The sequence below is a fragment of the Tepidamorphus sp. 3E244 genome (assembly GCF_046159835.1).
Lineage (GTDB): Bacteria > Pseudomonadota > Alphaproteobacteria > Rhizobiales > Tepidamorphaceae > JACKJK01.
In genome coordinates this window covers 962,867-981,354 of sequence record NZ_JBJXCY010000002.1, presented here as the reverse complement: position 1 = coordinate 981,354, position 18,488 = coordinate 962,867, and the positions used below count along the sequence as shown (strand labels likewise).

The window sequence follows — 18,488 nt, the reverse complement described above, 5'->3', positions numbered from 1 at the left end:
CGAATTCTCGTCCAACGAAGAACCGCGCCTAGCCGTTGTGGCGGACCACGACGGTGTGGATCTTCTGGTGCTCGATGGCGCGCATGTGAGATTCCTGCTCGTTGACGAGAATCTCGATGGTGCCGGCCTTTTCGAGGTTTTCCAGCATCGCGGCAAAACCGGCGCGTTCCCAGACCTTCCAGTAGACCGTGAAGCCGAACAGACCGCCGGCCTTGATCGCCTTCAGGACATGCGGAATGGCTTCCGCGCCGACGTGGCCGTGTGTGAACAGGCCCGACGAGATCGCCGCGTCATAGGTCCCGTTCGGGATCGGCAGCGGCTTGGTCACGTCGGCGGTGTGCAGGTCGGCATAGATGCCGCGCTCGCGTGCCTTATCCAGCATCTCCGGCGAGAAATCGATGCCGTCGATGGTGTCCTTGCGGTGTTCCAGCAGGGCCAGCGCCGTGAGGCCGGTGCCGCAGCCGACATCCAGCACGCGGGCGGTGCCTTCCCGCATCAGCGGGGCCAGAGCGCGGGCGATGAACTCCGGTGCCTGGTAACCGAAGCGCGAGATCATCGTTGTCTCGTACTTCCCGGCCCAGAACCGGTAGAGCGCGCGGATGCCGCCTTTCCAGACGCCACGGACGGCGGACTCGATTTTATCCAGCGGCGAACGCTGGAGCGAATTGTCGGAAGAGTGGGACGTGTTCATGGGGCACCTGACCTACATCCAATTGCCGTGCCTGGCAATTGTCACATGGGGATGAATGCCCCTTGAACCGAATCCGTTCCGATCAGATTTCACCCCGCCGCTTGCGCTCCGCGTCATCCCACGCCGTCAGCGCCTGGTAATCCGGCACGAAGCCGAGGCCCTTCTGGGCGTCGGACGAGACCGCTCGCTGGGAGGTGACCACATCGACCAGCGCCGGGGCGTTGGCCAGCGCGCGTTCGATGGCCGCCGGCAAGTCTGCGGGGTCTTCGACCCGCTCGCCGTGCGCGCCGAGCGCCTTCGCCATCCCGGCATAGTCGGAATGGCGCAGCGTGGTGCCGACGACGCGGCCGCCGTAGTTCGTCTCCTGGTCGAAACGCTCGATGTTCCACGCTGCGTTGTTGGAGACGATGAAGACGCACTTGGCGCCGTGGCGCACGGCGGTGTCGATTTCCATGGCATTGATGCCGAAAGCGCCGTCGCCGGTGACGGTGATGACCTGCTTGTCCGGGTAGGCGAGGGACGCTGCCACCGCATAGGGCACGCCAACGCCGAGGCAGCCGAAGGCACCGGCATCCATGTAGGTCTTCGCTTCCAGCCCGACGCGGGCAAAGCTCAGCAGGTCGCCACCATCTGCAATGGCGATGAAGTCCGGATCGGCCTTTTCCTTGATGGCAGCAAAGATAGCCGCCGGGTGGATCGCGCCGTCATCGCCGGTCTGCGGGACGTCCTTCGGTCCGCTGCGCTCCTCGTGCTTGGCGCGCAGGCCGTTGGACCATTCCCGGTCGACGGAGGGTTCGCGGTTGCCGGCGGCTTCCACAATGGCCTTCAGCGCGATCGCCGGCGTTGCGAGCATCTCCGGGTCGCCGCGACGGTTGTCGATAAGCTCGCCGGCATTGTCGGCGATGCGGATGAAGCGTGCGCCGGGGAAGACCGCCGGGGAGCCGTAGCCCATCTGGTAGTCGAGCTTGCGGCCAATGACGAGAACAAGGTCGGCCTGGTTCATGGCCGCGCCGCGCACCGCGCCGACAAAGGCAGGGTGGTCTGCCGGGACGAGGCCACGGCTTTCCTGCGTGTCGAGATAGAGCGCGCCGGAGGCATCCAGCAGCTGCACCAGTTCCTTGGCCGCGCCCTTGGCGCCGCGCCCGGTCATCACCAGCGGGCGCTTGGCCGACCAGATGGCGTCTGCTGCCGCCTGCACCGCTTCGGGTTCGGGCGCGATCTGCCGCTGCGGCTTGGGGCGCATCCAGTCGTCGAGGACCAGTTCATCCGCCACGTGGGTGCGCAGGACGTCGGTCGGGATCTCGATATAGACCGGGCCGGGTTCGCCCATGTCGCCGAAGGCCTTGGAGACGGCCTCATCGAGTTCGCGCAGCACCTGGTCGGCGACGCGCGCGGTGCGCGCCTGGCGGCAGACGGGCTTAAGAATATCGACGTGGGGAATGTCCTGCAGCGGGCCCATGTTGGCCTGCGGGCGGGAGGTGCAGCCGCCGATAAGCAGCACCGGCATGCGCGCGAGGCTGGCATTGGCCATCGCCGTGACGCAGTTGGTGACGCCGGGACCGGCGGTGACCATGCAGACACCCAGTTCGCCGGTCAGTTCGGCATGGGCGTGGGCCATGTGGACAGCGGCACCCTCGTCGCGCACGTCAACGATGCGGATGCCATGCTTGCCGAGGTTGTCCCAGATCGGCTGGATGTGGCCGCCCTGCAGGCCGAAGACGCGGTCGACGCCGCGCGCTTTCAGGAACTCCGCGATGCGGGCCGCGCAGGCCTTCGGATCGTTGTTCAGGTCGATGGTCTGCATTGGGGGTTTCCTCTTGTTTGTGTACGCGGGCACACGCGGCCAGGGCCGCGTCAGTCGGCGAAGCGGTTTCTGAGTTCGCGGTGGAGGATCTTGCCGGTCGCGGTGCGCGGCATCTCGTCCTCGGTGATGAAGGAGACCGAGCGCGGGCGCTTGTAGCCGGCGACCTTGTCGCGGCACCACTCGGTCAGTTGGTCTTCGGTCAGGGTCGCGCCGTCATGCAGGATGACGACGGCGTGAACGCGCTCGCCCCACTTCTCGTCGGGCACGCCGATCACGGCGACGTCGCGCACCTGGTTGTGCGCGCCGAGCGTGGTCTCAACTTCCGAGGGGTACACGTTCTCCCCGCCGGTGATGATCATGTTCTTCTTGCGGTCGATGAGCCGGATAAAGCCCTGCTCGTCCCGCAGCGCCATGTCGCCCACGGTGCAGTAGTCGCCGCGGAAGGCCTCCGCCGTCTTGTCCGGCAAGTTCCAGTAGCGGTCGAAGGTGTAGGCGTTGCAGGAATAGAGCTCGCCGGGTTCGCCGTCGGGCACCTCGTTGCCGTCCTCGTCCAGCAGGCGGATCGGGGCGGAGCCGACGCATTCGCGGCCCACGGTGCCGAGATGGTCGAACTGCTCGTCGGGGTGCAGCATCGTCACCCAGCCGGCCTCGCTCGAACCATAGAGTTCGTAAAGCCCGGAATTGCGGAAGACCTCCATCACCTCGCGCTTGGTGTCGGCGCGCGCCGGTGCAGACGAGATCATCAGCTTGGTGACGCGGTCGAGGTTCGGCACCCGCTTGGCGGAGGCCGCCTGCGCCAGCATCATGATGTAATGGGTCGGCACCAGCGAGGTGAAGGTCGAGCCGATGGAGCCGAGGGTTTCCAGCGCGTGGCCGGGGTCGAAGCTCTTGCGCGAATAGATCGTCGTCGTCGCGCCCATGTAGCTGAACGCGCCGAAGAAATAGAGCGAGTTGGCGTGGCACATGGGCATGACGAGAAGCGCGTCGTCATTGGCCGTCAGAGACAGTTCGATATCCGTCAGCATGGAAAGCCGCGCACCGGCGCGGTGGTTGCGCACGACGCCCTTCGGCTTGCCGGTGGTGCCGGAGGTGTACATCAGCGTCCACGGGTCGGTGGGGTCGACCGCGATGCCCGGCTCGCTGTCGCGGGCCTCGTCCATCAGGTCCTCGAAGGCGCGCCAGCCGGCGGGCGTTGTGCCGCCGAAATGGATGAAGCGGTCGGATGAGATCTCGAGATCGTCGCGGCTGGTGTCGATCACCTCGTGCAGGCCGTCCTGCGCGATGACGGCGCTGGCGCCGGAATCGGTGATGACATAGGCGGCTTCTGCGGGAAGCAGCCGGAAGTTGACCGGCACGATGACCATGCCGGCCTTGGCAGCCGCGGCGTAGATTTCCGCCCACTCGACGCAGTTGTAGGCAAGCACCGCGATGCGCTCGCCCTTCTTCAGGCCAAGCCCGGCGAAGGCGTTTGCCAGCTTGCAGGCGCGGGCATTCCACTGGGCGAATGTCATGGAACGTTCGAGGTCGCGCGCGCCGGTCTTCTGAGGGCGCAGGCGCGCATGGACGCTCAACATTTCGCCGAGGTTCAGCAGGTCCTTCATGATGCGCGCGCCTGACGCGAAGCAAATGCGCCGGACAGGCGCGAGGCCGCGTTGTCGACATGGGCACGGGCGCGGTCGCCTGCCACCTTGTTGTCGCCCTTGAGGATGGCGTCGAGGATACCTTCGTGCTGCTGCCAGATGGCAGGGCCGGGGGCGGCGTAGCGCAGCACCTCGCCCATCACCCGGCGCAGGTAGTGCCAGTGCAGGTCGGCGGTCGTACCCAGCAGCGGATTTCCGGAAATTTCGTAGAGGAATTCGTGGAAGGCGACGTCGTGGTCGATCATCGCGCCGAGATCGTCGTCGGCGACGGCCTTGCGGCCGCTATCGAGGATTGCCTCCCCCTGCTTGCGGATTTGCGTGGCAAGCGCAGGTGAGGCGGCAACGCGCCTGGCGGCAAGACGGGCGGCGAGTTCATCGAGGCTGGCGCGAATGTCGTAGCGGTGACGCATCTCGTCGAGGTCGAGCGGCGCGACGGCAAGGCCGCGACCGGGCTGTTCCTGAACGATTCCGTGGGCCTTGAGCAGCGCCATGGCCTGCTGGACCGGCTGGCGCGACACGCCAAGGCGCGCGGCAAGCTGTTCCTGCACCAGATGCGTCCCGGCCGGCAGCGCGCCGGAACAGATCTGGTCCAGCAGCGCGGTGTAGACGCGGTCGCCAAGGCTTGGAAGGGGCGTGATCTGTTGCATCGCCTCTGAACTCTGAATTCAGAATGCAAATACCACAAGGCGGGTGCTTGCCGCAAGGGGAGTCGTGCTGACCTGTGGGCAGGAATAGCTGCTGGTTTGCGGGCTGGAAGAGAAGGTGAGAATGCGCGGGCAGCAGCATGATGGCTGTGCAACTGCGCGGCATGGCTTTGGCTGGCGGATCGGCGACTGGAAGAGGCGTGAGAGAAAGCGGTGGGGCGTTTTGCGCTCAGGGCGCACAAGAAAACGCCACCCTGAAAATGGAAACGCCCCCGCCCGGCTTGGCACCGGTGCAGAGGCGTCGCCTCCCTGTTTGTTGAGAACGACAATGCGGGAGGCGTCCTAAAGTGCCGTGAACAAACATGCTTTCGCGGTTTTAACCTGAAGAAGACGTGAATCCGCGCATGGGCGCTGTGCGCGCTTCCGCCCTCGCCAAGCGCGGCAATCCGCTTTAATCAGGGACACTCACTCACGCGCCTGTCCGGACCTATTGCGTTGCTTGAAACCGTCGTCTCGATTGTCCTGCCCGTCTTCGGCCTCGTCGGGGTCGGGTTCGTGCTCGGGCAATTGGGGTTCTTCCCGGAAGGCACGGGGCGCGGGCTTGAGAACTATCTGCATCGTTTTGCGCTGCCCCTGCTGATCTTCAATGCCGTGTCCAAGGCCGACCTGCCGTCGCAGCCGGACTGGGAACTGTGGATCGCGTATTTCGTCGCCATGTATTCGGCCTGGGCCGTCGTCCAGTTCTCGCTGAAGCTGATGGGACACGAGCGGGCCATCGCCGTCATCGGCGGGTTCACGGCGGCGTTTTCCAACATGATGCTGATCGGCATTCCGCTGATCGATTCCGCATACGGCGAAGAAGGGCTGATCCCGCTCTTCCTGCTGGTGTCGATCCATCTGCCCTTCGCCGCCCTGCTGGCCACCGTGATGATCGAGGGCGAGGGGGCGGGCAGCAAGGGCGCTGCCATGTTGAAGACGTTCGCCGGGCTGTTGCGGCATCCGATCCTGCTCGGGCTGGCGCTCGGCCTGACGGTGAACCTGATGGGCTGGACGCTGCCGGACATCCCGAACCGAATGATCAGCTGGATTGCCGAATCCGCCGTGCCCTGCGCGCTGGTGGCGATGGGGCTCGCGGTGCGTCGCACCGGCCTAGGCAAGCTGTCGGGCGCGCTGTTCATGGTGGCGTTCGGCAAGCTGGTGATCCACCCGGCGATTGCCTACGCGCTCAGCCACTGGGTCTTCGACATGCCGACGATGTGGGCCAACGTGGTTGTGCTGGTCGCGGCCTGCCCGACGGGCATGAACGCCTACCTGATCGCGCTGCCCTACCCGAAGGCGATTCCCATCGCCTCGGCAGGCGTCAGTCTCGTCACCGGGCTTGCGGTGATTACCGTCTCGCTCTGGCTCGCCTTCCTGCTGGCGCACTGAGGCGCGCGACCCTCAGCTGCGCGTCAGCAACCAGGCTTCTTCCTTGCCCGAACACCGCTCAGCGAGCTTGCCGGAAATGTCGATGCTTTCGAGCAGGTTGATATCGTAGTGTCCGGAATAGAGGCTCTCGATCTCGGCGCGCGGGACCGAAAAGGGCGGGCCGTCCATGGTCGACTGGTCGTAGTCGAAGGAGACGAGCAGCTGGCGGGCCGCGCCGGTGAGCGTGACCATCGCGCGGGCGTAGTCGGTGCGCATCTCCGGCGGCAGCGCGACGAGGGCTGCGCGGTCGTAGATCGCATCAACCTCGCCAAGATCGTCCATCGTCATCTTGAAGATATCACCTGCGAAAATCTCCAGCGGCCCGTCGCGGAAATAGGTCAGGTCGCCGATATCCTGAACGTCGGGGTCGAGGCCGAGCGACTTGAAGGCGTCCCGCACGGCGATCTCGCTCAACTCGATGCCGACCACACGGTGGCTCTGGTCGAGGAGCCAACCCAGGTCGTGCGACTTGCCGCACAGCGGCACGAAGACGCGGGAATCGTGCTCCAGACCCAGCGCATCGAAATGGCCGGTCAGCAGGTCGTTGGGTTCGGGCAGGTGGAAGGAAATCCGGTTTTCCTGCCACCGCTCATGCCAGAAGGACGGTTCCATGTTGGCCTTTCCTGAAGGTTGGAGTTCTTCATCGAAGTCAGCCCAGACATAGCACTCAAAGACGAGCGTTCCAGAAGCCGAGCTGCGTGCGAATGTCTTGCGCGGTGTGCCCGCTTTCGCGCAAGGCGGCAAGCGTCTGGCTGCCGCGCGATTTCGACAGCTTCTCGCCGTCCTCGCTGGTCAGCAACGCGTGGTGGCGGTAGCGCGGCGGCTTGAATTCGAGATGATGTTGCAGCAGGCGGTGAAGCCCGGTCGCCTGTTGCAGGTCGGAGCCGCGCACCACGTCAGTCACGCCCTGCAAGGCCTCGTCGACCACGCCGGCAAGGTGAAAGCTCGCGGGCGCATCCTTGCGCACGATGACGAAGTCGCCCCACACGGCCGGGTCGCGCGTGACGCGCGTCGTCTCGCGCGCGTCGGCGTCGGGATATTCCTCGAAGGCAAGGTCGTCAGCCGCGATACCGTCAAGCGCGCGCGCAATGTCGATGCGCCATGCGTGCGGTTCGCCGGCAGCGATCCGCGCAGCGACCACGTCCGGCGGGGCATTGCGCCAGAGGCCGGGGTAGATCGGCGAGCCGTCCGGGTCGCGCGGCCAACCTTCGCCCGCCGCCTGGCGGGCGGCGACGGACTCGGCGATCTGCGAGCGGGAGGCAAAGCAGGGATAGAGCAGCCCCTTTTCGCGCAGGCGGCCTGCCGCCTGTTCGTAGGTTTCGAAATGCTCCGACTGTCGCCGCGTCTCGCCATTGAAGCGGATACCGAGCCAGTCAAGATCGGTGCAGATCGCATCCACGAATTCCGGTCGGCAGCGCGTCGTGTCGGTGTCCTCGACGCGCAGCAGCAGGCGCCCGCCGGCCTCGCGAGCCAGCTTTTCGTTCAGCAGCGCGGAATAAGCGTGGCCGATATGCAGGCCCCCGGTGGGGCTGGGCGCGAAACGGAAAACCGGTGGCATGGCACATGCGTTGTTGGCAGATGGGCCGGGTGCTTCGTCCTAGCATGAGCGGGCGCGGCAGGGTATGCGCGTGGGCAAGAAGCAAGACGGGCCATGACGACACCCATCACGCATTTCAAAACCCAGCGCGACCTCGCCGAGGCCTGCGAACGGCTGGGCGCGCGTGACGAGGCGATGGCACGCCTCGTCACCTTGTGCGGCGTGCCGCCCCTGCGCCAGCGCGAAGCCGGTTTTTCGGGGCTCGCTGCCATCGTCACCGGGCAGCAGGTCTCGACGGCGGCGGCCCGTGCCATCTGGGACCGGGTGATCGCTACGCTCGGGCGCGTGGATCCGCAAGCAATCGAGGCTGCGAGCGATGAGACGCTCGGGATCGCGTGCGGGCTGTCGCGCGCCAAGGTGCGCACGCTGCGCGCGATGGCAGGTGCTGTCCAGGACGGAACGCTCGACTTTGCGCGGCTCGAAACCCTTGAGAACGACGCCGTCCACGCGACGCTGACCGCGCTGCCGGGGATCGGGCCGTGGACGGCGGACGTCTACCTGCTGTTCTGCCTGCGCCGTGCCGACGCTTGGCCCGCGGGCGATCTTGCCGTTGTCGAGGCCGTGCGGATGCTGCGCGGACTGGACGAGCGGCCGCGCGGGGCGGAAGCGATTGCATGTGCGGATGGGTGGCGGCCCTATCGCGGTGCGGCGGCGCATCTGCTGTGGGCCTATTACGCGCTCGAAAAGGGCCGGGCAGGCGCGCCTGTGGCCCAAACTTCGTGAAACCCTTGCGCAAAAAAGTCCAAGTGCGATAACCGGGCACGAAGATCTCAAATTCTGCAAGGTTCTCCGCATGGCGCTCGACCTCGACGGCCCGCGGCTTCCGCCCGCGAACGGCCAGAAGCCCCGCAAGCTCGTCATCTTCCTGCACGGCTACGGTGCCGACGGGAACGACCTGATCCAGCTTGGCCAGCAATGGGCGACGAACATGCCGGACACGGCCTTCGTCTCTCCGCACGCGCCCGAGCCGTGCGCCATGGCCGGTGGCGGGGGCGGGCGGCAGTGGTTCGACCTGACCTTCCGCGACCCGAACGAGTACTGGCGCGGTGTGACCAAAGCCGGACCAGGGCTCGATGCCTTCATCGACCGCGAGCGCGACCGCTACGGGTTACGTGATTCGGACGTGGCGCTCGTCGGTTTCAGCCAGGGCACCATGATGGCGCTGCATGTCGGCCTGCGCCGCGCCAATCCGCTCGGCGCGATCGTCGGCTATTCCGGCGCGCTGGCGGGCGGTGAACACCTGAAGGGCGATCTCAAGTCGCGCCCGCCGCTGCTGCTGGTCCACGGCGACCGCGATGATGTCATTCCGATCCACATGCTGTTCATGGCCCTGCAGGGCCTGAGCGGGGCGGAAGTGCCGGTCGAGTTCCACATCTCGGAAGGAATCGGCCACGGGATCGACGGCGAGGGCCTGCGGATTGCCGGCCACTTCCTCGCCTCCAACCTCAAGGGCTGAACACCCCCGGTCACGTTTTCCCATGCCGGCTTCACAAGACTGACACGACGCATATACACTATCCCCGTGTCAGAGGTCGGCAGCTTACGAGCGCAGGCGGTCCTCGCCTGCGATACGCCGGCCTCCTTGAAAAACGGGGGAAGCGGTTGAACGCGGTCGCACCTGTCGATGCCTGTCCGGCACTCGTCTTGAACGCCGACTACAGGCCACTGAGCTACTTTCCGCTATCCCTGTGGGGATGGCAGGACGCCGTGAAGGCGGTCTTCCTCGACCGCGTCAACATCGTTTCCGAATACGACCGCAGCGTGCGCAGTCCGACCGCCGAGATCCGGCTGCCAAGCGTTGTCTCCCTCAAGAGCTACGTGCGGCCCGCGCGGCACCCGGCCTTCACCCGGTTCAACGTCTTCCTGCGTGACCGCTTCACCTGCCAGTATTGCGGCACCACCGAAGACCTGACCTTCGACCACGTCATTCCGCGCGCCCATGGCGGGCAGACGACGTGGGACAATGTCGTCGCCGCCTGTTCGCCCTGCAACCTGCGCAAGGGCGGGCACATGCCGCGCGACATCGACATGTTCCCGATGCAGCGGCCCTTCAAGCCGACGGTCAACGACCTGCACCGCAACGGGCGGCGCTTCCCGCCGAACTACCTGCACGAGAGCTGGGTCGACTTCCTGTACTGGGATACCGAGCTGGAGCCGTAAGGCCGGGCAAGACCCCGTCAGGGCATCCGCCGGAAGGCGCGCAGCGCAAGGACTGCGGCAGCCAGCGACGCCAGCACGTTCCACCCGGCAAGCGACAGGCCGAGAATGCGGATCGGCGCCTCGTCGCAGCGCACCACCTGCGCATCCTCAAGCTGGTTCAGCAGGTCACCCACGGTGCCGGCGCCTGCCGTGCCGCCGGAGCAGCCTGTGGGACCGGCCCACCAGCCCCATTCCACGCCCGCGTGATAACCGCCAAGTCCGGCACTGATGAGCATGGCGAGCGCGAACGCGCCGATTCCGACTTTGGCCAGTATGCGCGCTGCGGGCATGGAGGTGTAGGAGATGGCGAGCGCCAGCAGAGCGACGGGGATGCCGGTGTAATAGGGAATGCGCTGTGTCAGGCAGAGCGGGCAGGGCGGCAGGCCGCCGATCAACTGGAAGCCCCAAGCGCCGATGATGACCGCCAGCGCGACGCCGATGCCGAGTACCGCGCTTAGCCGCCAGGGGCGGATCCGCCAATGCTGATTTGCGCTCATGTGTCTCCCGTCCCCGCCGATGCCGCTCACAGAAGATAGCGTACCACGACGAAACCGCCGATCAGCAGGACTACGAACAGCGTGAACAGCAGTCCGAGGCGTGCCTCGATGAAGCTGCGGATCGGTGCGCCGAAACGGTACAGCAGCCATGCGACGATAAAGAATCGCAAGCCCCGCGCAACGATGCTCATCAGCATGAAGACCGGCAGCGACAGGCCCGTCGCGCCGCTTGCGATGGTGATGACCTTGTAGGGGAAGGGCGTCAGGCCCGCGATCAGAACGATCCACGGCCCCCAGGTGTTGTAGCGCGCGGCGAAGTCCTCGAACTTCGCGGCATAGCCGTAGAATTCGAGGATGGGTAGCGCGATCTGCTCGTAGAGCAACGCGCCGATCAGGTATCCGGCCAGCCCGCCCAGCACCGATGCAACGGTGCAGATGAAGGCAAGCGAGATCCATTTCGTGCGGTCGGCCAGCACCATCGGGATGAGGAGGGCGTCGGGCGGCACGGGGAAGACCGAGCTTTCCACGAACGAAACACCGGCCAGCCCCCAACGGGCGTTGGGGTGGGCCGACAGTTGCATGGTCCAGTCGTAGAGGCGGCGCAGCATGGCTTGCCTCTAGCGGTGCGGTGCGGCCGTGTCCATCGCAAACTGGGCCTGCCGCACGATGAGATTGCGTTGACGCTTCGCGCGCGGTGATTTAAGCCCGCAACCCGTGCCCCAGTGGCGGAATTGGTAGACGCGGCAGACTCAAAATCTGTTGCCTTCACGGGCGTGCTGGTTCGAGTCCGGCCTGGGGCACCACTTTCCGGTTTTTTACGGTCCGATGAAGTTTCGTGCCGTCCGGAAATTCCCATTCAAATCAAAGGCATGTTGGTTCATGCGGTCCGGAGTGGTATAAAGCCATCCGGCGGAGTTGTTGGTATCGTTGTTGGTATCGTGCCAGCAAATTTACGCCCTTCGTTCATGGAACGTTCGTGAGAATGGGGTGCTGAATTGGCAAGCTTGAACTCGACAAACAAGCTCAGTGACGCGCGACTGAGGTCCCTAAAGCCGGGTGCCAGCATCCGCAAATTGTCCGATGGTGGTGGCCTTCAGTTCTGGATGATGCCAAGCGGTTCGCGGCTCTGGCGGCTGGCGTATCGCTTCGGTGGCAAGCAGAAGTTGATGGCACTTGGCGACTATCCGGCAGTGACTTTGTCGGATGCCCGGAAGCGTCGCGACAAGGCGCGTCGGTTAATCTCTGAAGGTATCGATCCGATCGAAGTTCGCAAGGCAGCCAAGCGTGAAGCCGCTTCCGTCAAGCTGACATTTTCCGACATCGCTGCCGAATATCTCCAGAAGGTCGAAAGGGAAGGGCGATCCGAAGCAACTCTGGTGAAGCTTCGCTGGTATGTCGCGCTTGCCTCAAAGAAGCTTGGCAGATTGCCGCTCAATCAGATTTCCCCTGCGATCGTGCTTTCGGCCCTGCGTCCGGTAGAGGGGCGGGGAAACTACGAGACCGCTCAGCGAATGCGTTCAACGATCAGCCGCATATTCCGATACGCGGTCGCGACGGCGCGAGCGGAAAGTGATCCCGCGCAGCCGTTACAGGGTGCGCTGACCACGCCGAAGGTGACGCACCGTGCGGCGATCCTGAATCCGATCGAGTTCGGCGGAATGTTGCGCGCGATCGACGATTATCAGGGGCAGCCGTCCACGCGCATTGCCCTGAAGCTGATGTCCTATCTGTTCCCGCGCCCCGGCGAATTGAGACTGGCGCGTTGGAGCGAGTTCGACCTGGATGCGGCGATCTGGACGATCCCTGCCGAGCGGGCAAAGATGCGTCGCGAACACCGCAAGCCGTTACCTGCACAGGCCGTGCGGCTGCTTTTGGAACTTCAGGACATGACCGGCTTCGGTGCGCTGGCATTTCCGGCTACCACATCCGTCAAACGTTCGATGAGCGAAAACACGCTCAATGCAGCCCTGCGACGGCTTGGTTACACAAAGGATGAAGTGACCGCGCATGGCTTCCGGGCCACCGCCAGCACGCTGCTGAACGAGAGCACACGGTGGAGCCGTGATGCGATCGAGCGCGAGCTAGGTCACATCGAGGGCAATGATGTGCGGCGCGCTTATGCCCGTGGCGAACATCTGGACGAACGACGGGCCATGATCCAGTGGTGGGCGGACCATTGCGACACGCTGAGAGACGGTGGTGAAGTCGTGCCGTTTGACCGCAAATCACGCTAGCGCTGTGTGCGCTTCAGGCGAGGCCGTACGAGATATCCGGCGTTCCTTGACCAGCTAATTTGTCAACAGTGGGGGGGGATTCAAATCCCTGCGCCGTGACGAATCGTGACCGGTGCGGGTGGTGAGCGGTCATAAACCGGAACAATTTTCCACCGGTGGATTTGGGCGCTTGTTGATAAAGTAGCGTCCGAAACCGTGCGATACCGGCCAAATCTGTGTGGTAAGCCGTGCACAACCACAGATAGCTTCGCCGCAATAGCTTGTGCGCCGCAGTTGATTCGCCGCAATATCTAGTTGTTCCGCATCCGTTCGCTTGCGTCCGGAGTGGTTCGACATAGTGCTGGCGAAAGAAAGAGCCGCCCAGACCCTGCCAGGTCGAAGCGGCTCGTGTGGGGCGAACCCCGTGCTCATGGTTGAGCGGGATCACCCTACGCCGCCTGATCGATGCGAGCAACGCAAATTGCGTCGATCGGTTCGTCAGACAGGCACTCGCGGCATAGGAGGCCAGCCATGGCTACCCCCGTATCTGACGGCGACAAGGTTATCCACAATTCGACCCTGCCCGAGACCGGTTTCGTCCGGCTGAAGCAGATCATCGGCCCGAATCAGCCGATCCCGGTTTCCAAGTCCACCTGGTGGGCTGGCGTGAAGTCCGGACGGTTCCCGCAGCCGGTAAAGCTTGGTCCACGCACCACGGCGTGGCGGGTGGAAGACATCCGCAGGCTGATTGCGAACGGGGCATCCTGAGATGCCCCGCCTCGCTAAGGGGCGGGGCGTCCGGAAACACTGGACCTACGATGTTGCGGTAACCGCCGTCGCATGTGGCGTGCATCGCAATACCGTTCGCCAGTGGATCAAGGATGGCCTTCCGACAGTGAGCGATCAGAAGCCGTATCTGATGCGCGGTGCCGATGTCGCGGACTACCTGCGCAAGCGAAACGCGAAGCGGAAACAGCCATGCGGCGATGGCCGCATTTACTGCCTGCCGTGCCGCGCGCCGAAGCGCCCTGCGGGCGACATGGTGGACCTTGAACGAACCTCTGAAGCAAGCGGAACGCTCGTCGGAATTTGCCCTGATTGCGATCGCGTCATCCGACGTCACGTTTCGCTTGTCCGCCTGAAAATGGTGGCATCAGGGCTTGATGTGAGCGTCCGGGATACGGGCGGGGAAAGCACACTAGGCAACGTGATCAATCCCCCCGTGAACCGTGGCTCCAGCGAGGTAGAAAACCCATGAGCAAACACCATCCCGAAAACGAACGGATCAAGCACCGCTACCGCGTCTATTTGCAGGACGCGCGAGGCCAGTCGGAAGCCTCGATCGACAAGGCGTTATCGGCGATCCACGCATTCGAGACCTTCACCCGGCACGCATCCTTTCGGAAATTCCATATCGAGCAAGCACGCGCGTTCACACGTGACCTGAAAGCCAGAACTAACCCGGCCACTGGCAAGCCATATGCAAAGGCCACTCTCAATGGCCAATTGTCGGACATGCGTCGCTTCGTTGCGTGGCTTGGCGGGCAGCCGGAGTGCCGCAAGCGCATTGCCTATGGCGATGCCGATTATTTCCGCCTCAACGAGAAAGACGAACGGATCGCGCGGGCAACACGGCAAAAGCGCGTGCCGTCTGTTGACGAAGTTGAGCGTGTTATCTTCGCCATGCCTCATGGATCGGATATCGAGAAGCGTGACCGCGCCGTGGTGGCGTTCAGCCTGTTGACCTGCGCACGCGTGTCGGCGGTGGCATCAGCCAGGCTCAAGCATGTGGATGTGACGGAGGCGCTTTTCCATCAGGACGCCCGCGACGTGAAGACGAAGCGTTCGAAAACGTTCACCACCTGGTTTTTTCCCGTGGGGGATGACATCCGCTTGATCGTTACGGACTGGATCGCGCATCTGACGGGCGCTCTGCATTTCGGTCCGGACGATCCGCTATTCCCGAGAACCCGGCTCGGGCATGACGAGAACAGGCACTTCGTCCCGATCGGGCTGGAACGGGAAAATTGGGCAACCGGCCAGCCGATCCGCGCAATCATCGCAGATGCGTTTCGGCAAGAGGACTTGCCACCGCCCAGCGGTCAGCACGTCTTCCGCGACACAATTGCAAAGCTTGGCGAACAACGTTGCCCGACGCCGGAAGCTTTCAAGGCGTGGTCACAAAACATGGGGCACGATCAGGTGCTGACGACTTTCACCAGCTATGGGCAGGTATCACCGGAAAGGCAGGCGGAGATCATCCGCTCAATCGCCAAACAGGACAATGCGACGATCAACCGAACTGGCGAGCCTGATCCGGAAACCGTGAAATGGGTGTTCGATCACGTGGGAAAAGCATTCGGGAAAAAGGCGAATGACTAAGAGGCATCCCTGGCTGGGGACGCACCAAGCTGCATCGTGATGATCCGCATGATCCGGTCGGTCTCGAATAGGATTTTGAGGATGCGCTGATAGTGCTTCACGTCATCGAAGCTGAGTGCACGGCCCTTACGGTCTTTCAGCCATTTCTGGGCGGGCTGATATCCGCCGATGTAGAAGCCCCATGACACTTTGGGCGCATCCGCGAAGTGCTGGTCGTCGTTTATCCAGACCTTTCCATCCTCGAAACGGGTCTTGCCGACCACGTTGTCACCTTCGCCCGTAAACGGGTAGGGCGCATCGCCAATGGCGGCAGGCTCCATAAGGTGCAACTTTCGGAGCTGGCCCCCCGCCTCCGCGACGGTCCAAAACTCGTCTGGTGAGGTCGGCCACGGGATGCGCGGGAAGTCGATTTTTAGCAACTCGGCATAGGTCTCGCGGTAGGCGGGACAGTGAAGGACGCCGTAGATGTAATCGAACACGGCCAGCTCGTCGGGGATGCCGTGTTCGGGATGCTTCGCCCGCTTCTTCAGCTCGTCCGACAGCTTGCGGTCGAGATTGATGCGGCGGGTTTTGTCGAGGTCCTGCTCGTCGGGATAGAGGTAGAGCGGTGAGGCAGAAGAAATCCCCTTGTTGCTATATACTCCCCTATTATCAAAAATATGCTTCGACACTAGGGCATGGTTCCTGTCGTGAAAATATGAGGGCTATATTCTCGCCTTCTATCAGGTGGCGAGTGGCGCGTTCCCGACGATGCACTGCGACATTGGAATCGTAGACCGTGTAGCGGGTATCGAACGGGCGATAGACTATCGGCTTGACCATTTTCCGCCATGACCCATCAGCCAAGCCTGTCATGGCTCGGCTATAATTCCACTGGTTCTGCGAACAGAGCTTCCAGATAGAGCGCGCTTCCTCTTCGTTCTCTGTTTTGAGAAATCTTTCTACCTTCGAGCGCGCTTCTGCCTCGGTCCAAGAAATCGCAAACTGGTCGTGTGTCGTCACAATCCCTGGGGCAGGACTACCGTTCGGCGCAAACCAATCAGCTACACTAGGAAATCCATAGTATTTGCCTCGAAGCCCCCAGTCGGTCGGCTTGAACGGCCAAGGGGCTTTCTCTGGTGTCACATCGACAAAATCAGCCGTCGCCGCCGAGGCAGTTTCGAGGGCGGCATACTTGGCCGCGCGGCTCCCCCATAGGTCGGCATGAAAAACCTTCGCGGGCTTCTTGGCCTTGCTCGTCGGCGTTTTCTTGACGGCGATTATGATGGCCACGCCCTGTTGAATGTCGAACACATTCCTGTCGGGCTTCCCGTCTGGCGTGATCTCCTTCTTGTTCGCATTGCCATGCAGGTCGATGACGTGGATGCGGTCGAACGTCTGCATTAGGTGCTGGCGCATGTCCAAGAATGTCGGGTTGTCGAGATAGGAATGGTTCGTAATGAACCCAAGGACACCCTCGCCGTTACGGTCGATCAGGTGTTCCGAGAACCGAATGAACTTCACATAGTCGTCGGACAGCCACTTCGCCTGAGCTGGCCGTTTCAGCTCGGGGCTTTCTTTGTAGACCTCCATCAGGCCGTTAATCCAATCGCCCTTGTTGGACGAATGACCCGAATAAGGCGGGTTTCCGATGACGCACATGATGGGCATGTCGCGCTTGATGGTATTTGCACCCTTCGCTTCACGTGAAAGCCATTGCGAGAATGGCAATGTCTGATTTGCCGGTTCGCCTTCCTCCAGTGAATTGGTCAGATAAACCGATAGGCGTGGCGGTTGTTTTGTTGGCTTGTAGCCCAGCTCGGTCAGGATCATGTCGAGCTTCATGTGGCACATGGCATAGGAAGCCATCAGAAGCTCGAAACCATGCAGGCGGGGAATCAGGTCGTCCTCGATATATTTCGACCACATACCGGGCGCGACGCCCTGAACCTTCGGCGAAATCTGCTTGATAACCTCGGCGAGAAAGGTGCCGGTGCCGGTGGCGGGGTCGAGTATTTGGACACGATGGACGTCCTTTTTGATCTTGACCGCCTTGCCGCGCTTGTCCATCTGGCCGGTGTCCCAGTCGATGGTGACCTTCGATGTGTTGGCCAGGCCATCGGGTAAGCCGAACTCTGTTTGCAGCGCCTCGTCCACCGCTCGCACGATGAAATTGACGACGGGTTCCGGCGTGTACCAGACACCGCGCGCCTTGCGTTTGGCCGGGTTATAGGCCGCGAGGAAGGTTTCATAGAAATGCAGGAAGGGGTCTCGCTGGCCAGTCAGCTTGCCGAAGCCTTCCATCAGCTTTGCCACATCGCATGCACGAAAAACGCGAGCCAGATCGTCAATGATCCACGCGATGCGTTCGTCCAGTTCGTATCCCGCGACATAGGCAAATAGGCTTCTCAGGAACGGATTAGATTTGGGCAGAAGTTCCAACGCTTCCTGCCTGCTGAACGTGTCCAGCGTGGTGTCGTGAAGACGTGCAGCGAACATGCCGTAAGCAATAGTTTCGGCGTATATGTCCGCGAAATCCTCTGGGGTGATATCGTGGATCAGGTTTTCCTTGAAGGCCTGATACTGGCCGGCAAGCTCTGTTTGCAGGTCCTTGTCTTCGCGAAGTGTGTTGCCCAGAACATCCTTGATCAGGTTCGCCTTGCCAGCCATGCGGATGGCCAGATCCTTCGGCGATGTAATCGTCCGGGGGCGCTGGGCAATGAAATCGCGTAGCAGGTTTTCAAGGGTTTCGAACTGGTCGGTCTTCGGCTGAACACCCATGACGAAATCGGCGATGGTGACGGAGGCGACAAGTTCCCCGTCACGGTAGAAATCCCAGTCCAGACAGTTTGTGTAGATCAGGTTCGCGAGAGCCGCCTTGTAACGTTCCTGCTGGTTCTTGTTGGCGTCCTTCATCCCGCGCAGACCGACATGCAGGTCTTTTGCCTCAACATGGCCTATGACGATATCGCCCTTCTGAACGATGAAATCCGGCGCGCCGCATTTGACCCGCTTGGGTTCATTGAGTGCCGACACTTCCTTGTCGAGCGATTTGAACAGATGTTCGATTGCAGACCTGTATGAATGCTCGGTTGCATTGCCGGTCTTGTAAGTTGCCTGAACGCTGGAAAGAAATTCGTCGATCGACGCCATCAAGTGCCCCTAATTCAACTGCTGCGCGATTGAATAGCGGTAGCGTCAGAAGGGCAAGCGACCTGCGAGAAATCAGTTCTAACCCCAGACACTGTTGGTATACTCGTTGGTATACAGTCTCTATACAGTCTAGAAATAATATTGGTTTCAAGTATTTAGACGAAAAATGCGGTGCCGGCCTGGGCACCACTTTCCAGTTTTTTACGGTCCGATGCAGCGTCG

Annotated in this window: 16 protein-coding genes, 1 tRNA gene and 1 pseudogene; 9 read left to right on the top strand and 9 right to left on the bottom strand. The window is 62.6% G+C overall.

Going from position 1 to position 18,488, the window contains the following annotated elements; genetic code table 11:
* Positions 1-28 precede the first annotated feature (28 nt).
* The 4 genes from ACKTEK_RS13365 to ACKTEK_RS13350 form a co-directional block, all read right to left on the bottom strand.
* Positions 29-691, bottom strand: coding sequence for a class I SAM-dependent DNA methyltransferase (locus ACKTEK_RS13365; protein WP_409165788.1), 663 nt, complete (start codon positions 689-691; stop codon positions 29-31).
* A gap of 82 nt (positions 692-773) precedes the next feature.
* On the bottom strand, positions 774-2,495 hold the full coding sequence (locus tag ACKTEK_RS13360) for a thiamine pyrophosphate-binding protein (protein WP_409165787.1): 1,722 nt from the start codon (positions 2,493-2,495) through the stop codon (positions 774-776).
* Between the two features lie 50 nt (positions 2,496-2,545).
* Entirely contained in the window at positions 2,546-4,096 is a 1,551-nt protein-coding gene (locus ACKTEK_RS13355; RefSeq protein ID WP_409165786.1) for an AMP-binding protein, read from the bottom strand.
* Entirely contained in the window at positions 4,093-4,782 is a 690-nt protein-coding gene (locus ACKTEK_RS13350; protein WP_409165785.1) for a GntR family transcriptional regulator, read from the bottom strand. Before ACKTEK_RS13350 ends, ACKTEK_RS13355 begins: the two co-directional genes overlap by 4 nt.
* Before the next feature lie 492 nt (positions 4,783-5,274).
* Between ACKTEK_RS13350 and ACKTEK_RS13345 the strand changes: the two genes are divergently transcribed.
* On the top strand, positions 5,275-6,207 hold the full coding sequence (locus ACKTEK_RS13345; protein WP_409165784.1) for an AEC family transporter: 933 nt from the start codon (positions 5,275-5,277) through the stop codon (positions 6,205-6,207).
* Positions 6,208-6,219: 12 nt separating this feature from the next.
* On the opposite strand, the gene tmpT is transcribed toward ACKTEK_RS13345, so the two are convergent.
* Entirely contained in the window at positions 6,220-6,858 is a 639-nt protein-coding gene (tmpT, locus tag ACKTEK_RS13340; protein ID WP_409165783.1) for a thiopurine S-methyltransferase, read from the bottom strand.
* A 55-nt stretch (positions 6,859-6,913) separates the two neighbouring features.
* Positions 6,914-7,804 carry a tRNA glutamyl-Q(34) synthetase GluQRS gene (gene gluQRS, locus ACKTEK_RS13335; RefSeq protein ID WP_409165782.1) on the bottom strand — a complete coding sequence of 297 codons (891 nt, stop codon included), beginning with the start codon at positions 7,802-7,804 and terminating at the stop codon, positions 6,914-6,916.
* Positions 7,805-7,897: 93 nt separating this feature from the next.
* Between gluQRS and ACKTEK_RS13330 the strand changes: the two genes are divergently transcribed.
* The 3 genes from ACKTEK_RS13330 (at position 7,898) to ACKTEK_RS13320 (ending at position 10,003) form a co-directional block, all read left to right on the top strand.
* The gene (locus ACKTEK_RS13330) at positions 7,898-8,566 is read left to right on the top strand and encodes a DNA-3-methyladenine glycosylase family protein (RefSeq protein WP_409165781.1); all 669 of its coding nucleotides are present in this window, start codon (positions 7,898-7,900) and stop codon (positions 8,564-8,566) included.
* 70 nt (positions 8,567-8,636) lie between these two features.
* Positions 8,637-9,299 carry an alpha/beta hydrolase gene (locus ACKTEK_RS13325; protein ID WP_409165780.1) on the top strand — a complete coding sequence of 221 codons (663 nt, stop codon included), beginning with the start codon at positions 8,637-8,639 and terminating at the stop codon, positions 9,297-9,299.
* Positions 9,300-9,445: 146 nt separating this feature from the next.
* Positions 9,446-10,003 (top strand): HNH endonuclease, encoded by a 558-nt coding sequence (locus tag ACKTEK_RS13320; RefSeq protein ID WP_409165779.1) that lies wholly within the window; start codon positions 9,446-9,448, stop codon positions 10,001-10,003.
* A 17-nt stretch (positions 10,004-10,020) separates the two neighbouring features.
* On the opposite strand, the gene ACKTEK_RS13315 is transcribed toward ACKTEK_RS13320, so the two are convergent.
* Positions 10,021-10,539 carry a disulfide bond formation protein B gene (locus ACKTEK_RS13315; protein WP_409165778.1) on the bottom strand — a complete coding sequence of 173 codons (519 nt, stop codon included), beginning with the start codon at positions 10,537-10,539 and terminating at the stop codon, positions 10,021-10,023.
* Positions 10,540-10,565: 26 nt separating this feature from the next.
* On the bottom strand, positions 10,566-11,147 hold the full coding sequence (locus ACKTEK_RS13310; protein ID WP_409165777.1) for a YqaA family protein: 582 nt from the start codon (positions 11,145-11,147) through the stop codon (positions 10,566-10,568).
* Between the two features lie 108 nt (positions 11,148-11,255).
* Between ACKTEK_RS13310 and ACKTEK_RS13305 the strand changes: the two genes are divergently transcribed.
* From ACKTEK_RS13305 to ACKTEK_RS13285, 5 genes are all read left to right on the top strand, one after another.
* A tRNA-Leu gene (locus ACKTEK_RS13305) sits at positions 11,256-11,342 on the top strand.
* A gap of 201 nt (positions 11,343-11,543) precedes the next feature.
* Positions 11,544-12,773 (top strand): tyrosine-type recombinase/integrase, encoded by a 1,230-nt coding sequence (locus ACKTEK_RS13300; RefSeq protein ID WP_409165776.1) that lies wholly within the window; start codon positions 11,544-11,546, stop codon positions 12,771-12,773.
* 510 nt (positions 12,774-13,283) lie between these two features.
* Entirely contained in the window at positions 13,284-13,520 is a 237-nt protein-coding gene (locus ACKTEK_RS13295) for a helix-turn-helix transcriptional regulator (RefSeq protein ID WP_409165775.1), read from the top strand.
* A 127-nt stretch (positions 13,521-13,647) separates the two neighbouring features.
* Entirely contained in the window at positions 13,648-14,010 is a 363-nt protein-coding gene (locus ACKTEK_RS13290) for a hypothetical protein (RefSeq protein ID WP_409165774.1), read from the top strand.
* On the top strand, positions 14,007-15,134 hold the full coding sequence (locus tag ACKTEK_RS13285) for a tyrosine-type recombinase/integrase (protein ID WP_409165773.1): 1,128 nt from the start codon (positions 14,007-14,009) through the stop codon (positions 15,132-15,134). The genes ACKTEK_RS13290 and ACKTEK_RS13285 overlap by 4 nt, the downstream gene beginning before the upstream one ends.
* Here the strand turns inward: ACKTEK_RS13285 and ACKTEK_RS13280 are convergent.
* A pseudogene (locus tag ACKTEK_RS13280) lies at positions 15,131-17,417 on the bottom strand (type ISP restriction/modification enzyme). The gene ACKTEK_RS13285 and the pseudogene ACKTEK_RS13280 overlap by 4 nt on opposite strands.
* Between the last annotated feature and the right edge of the window lie 1,071 nt (positions 17,418-18,488).

Bases quoted from the DNA above. Each gene is read 5' to 3' on its own strand.
- ACKTEK_RS13365 (WP_409165788.1), bottom strand. From the start codon at position 691: ATGAACACGTCCCACTCTTCCGACAATTCGCTCCAGCGTTCGCCGCTG.
- ACKTEK_RS13360 (WP_409165787.1), bottom strand. From the start codon at position 2,495: ATGCAGACCATCGACCTGAACAACGATCCGAAGGCCTGCGCGGCCCGC.
- ACKTEK_RS13355 (WP_409165786.1), bottom strand. From the start codon at position 4,096: ATGAAGGACCTGCTGAACCTCGGCGAAATGTTGAGCGTCCATGCGCGC.
- ACKTEK_RS13350 (WP_409165785.1), bottom strand. From the start codon at position 4,782: ATGCAACAGATCACGCCCCTTCCAAGCCTTGGCGACCGCGTCTACACC.
- tmpT (WP_409165783.1), bottom strand. From the start codon at position 6,858: ATGGAACCGTCCTTCTGGCATGAGCGGTGGCAGGAAAACCGGATTTCC.
- gluQRS (WP_409165782.1), bottom strand. From the start codon at position 7,804: ATGCCACCGGTTTTCCGTTTCGCGCCCAGCCCCACCGGGGGCCTGCAT.
- ACKTEK_RS13330 (WP_409165781.1), top strand. From the start codon at position 7,898: ATGACGACACCCATCACGCATTTCAAAACCCAGCGCGACCTCGCCGAG.
- ACKTEK_RS13325 (WP_409165780.1), top strand. From the start codon at position 8,637: ATGGCGCTCGACCTCGACGGCCCGCGGCTTCCGCCCGCGAACGGCCAG.
- ACKTEK_RS13315 (WP_409165778.1), bottom strand. From the start codon at position 10,539: ATGAGCGCAAATCAGCATTGGCGGATCCGCCCCTGGCGGCTAAGCGCG.
- ACKTEK_RS13310 (WP_409165777.1), bottom strand. From the start codon at position 11,147: ATGCTGCGCCGCCTCTACGACTGGACCATGCAACTGTCGGCCCACCCC.
- ACKTEK_RS13295 (WP_409165775.1), top strand. From the start codon at position 13,284: ATGGCTACCCCCGTATCTGACGGCGACAAGGTTATCCACAATTCGACC.
- ACKTEK_RS13285 (WP_409165773.1), top strand. From the start codon at position 14,007: ATGAGCAAACACCATCCCGAAAACGAACGGATCAAGCACCGCTACCGC.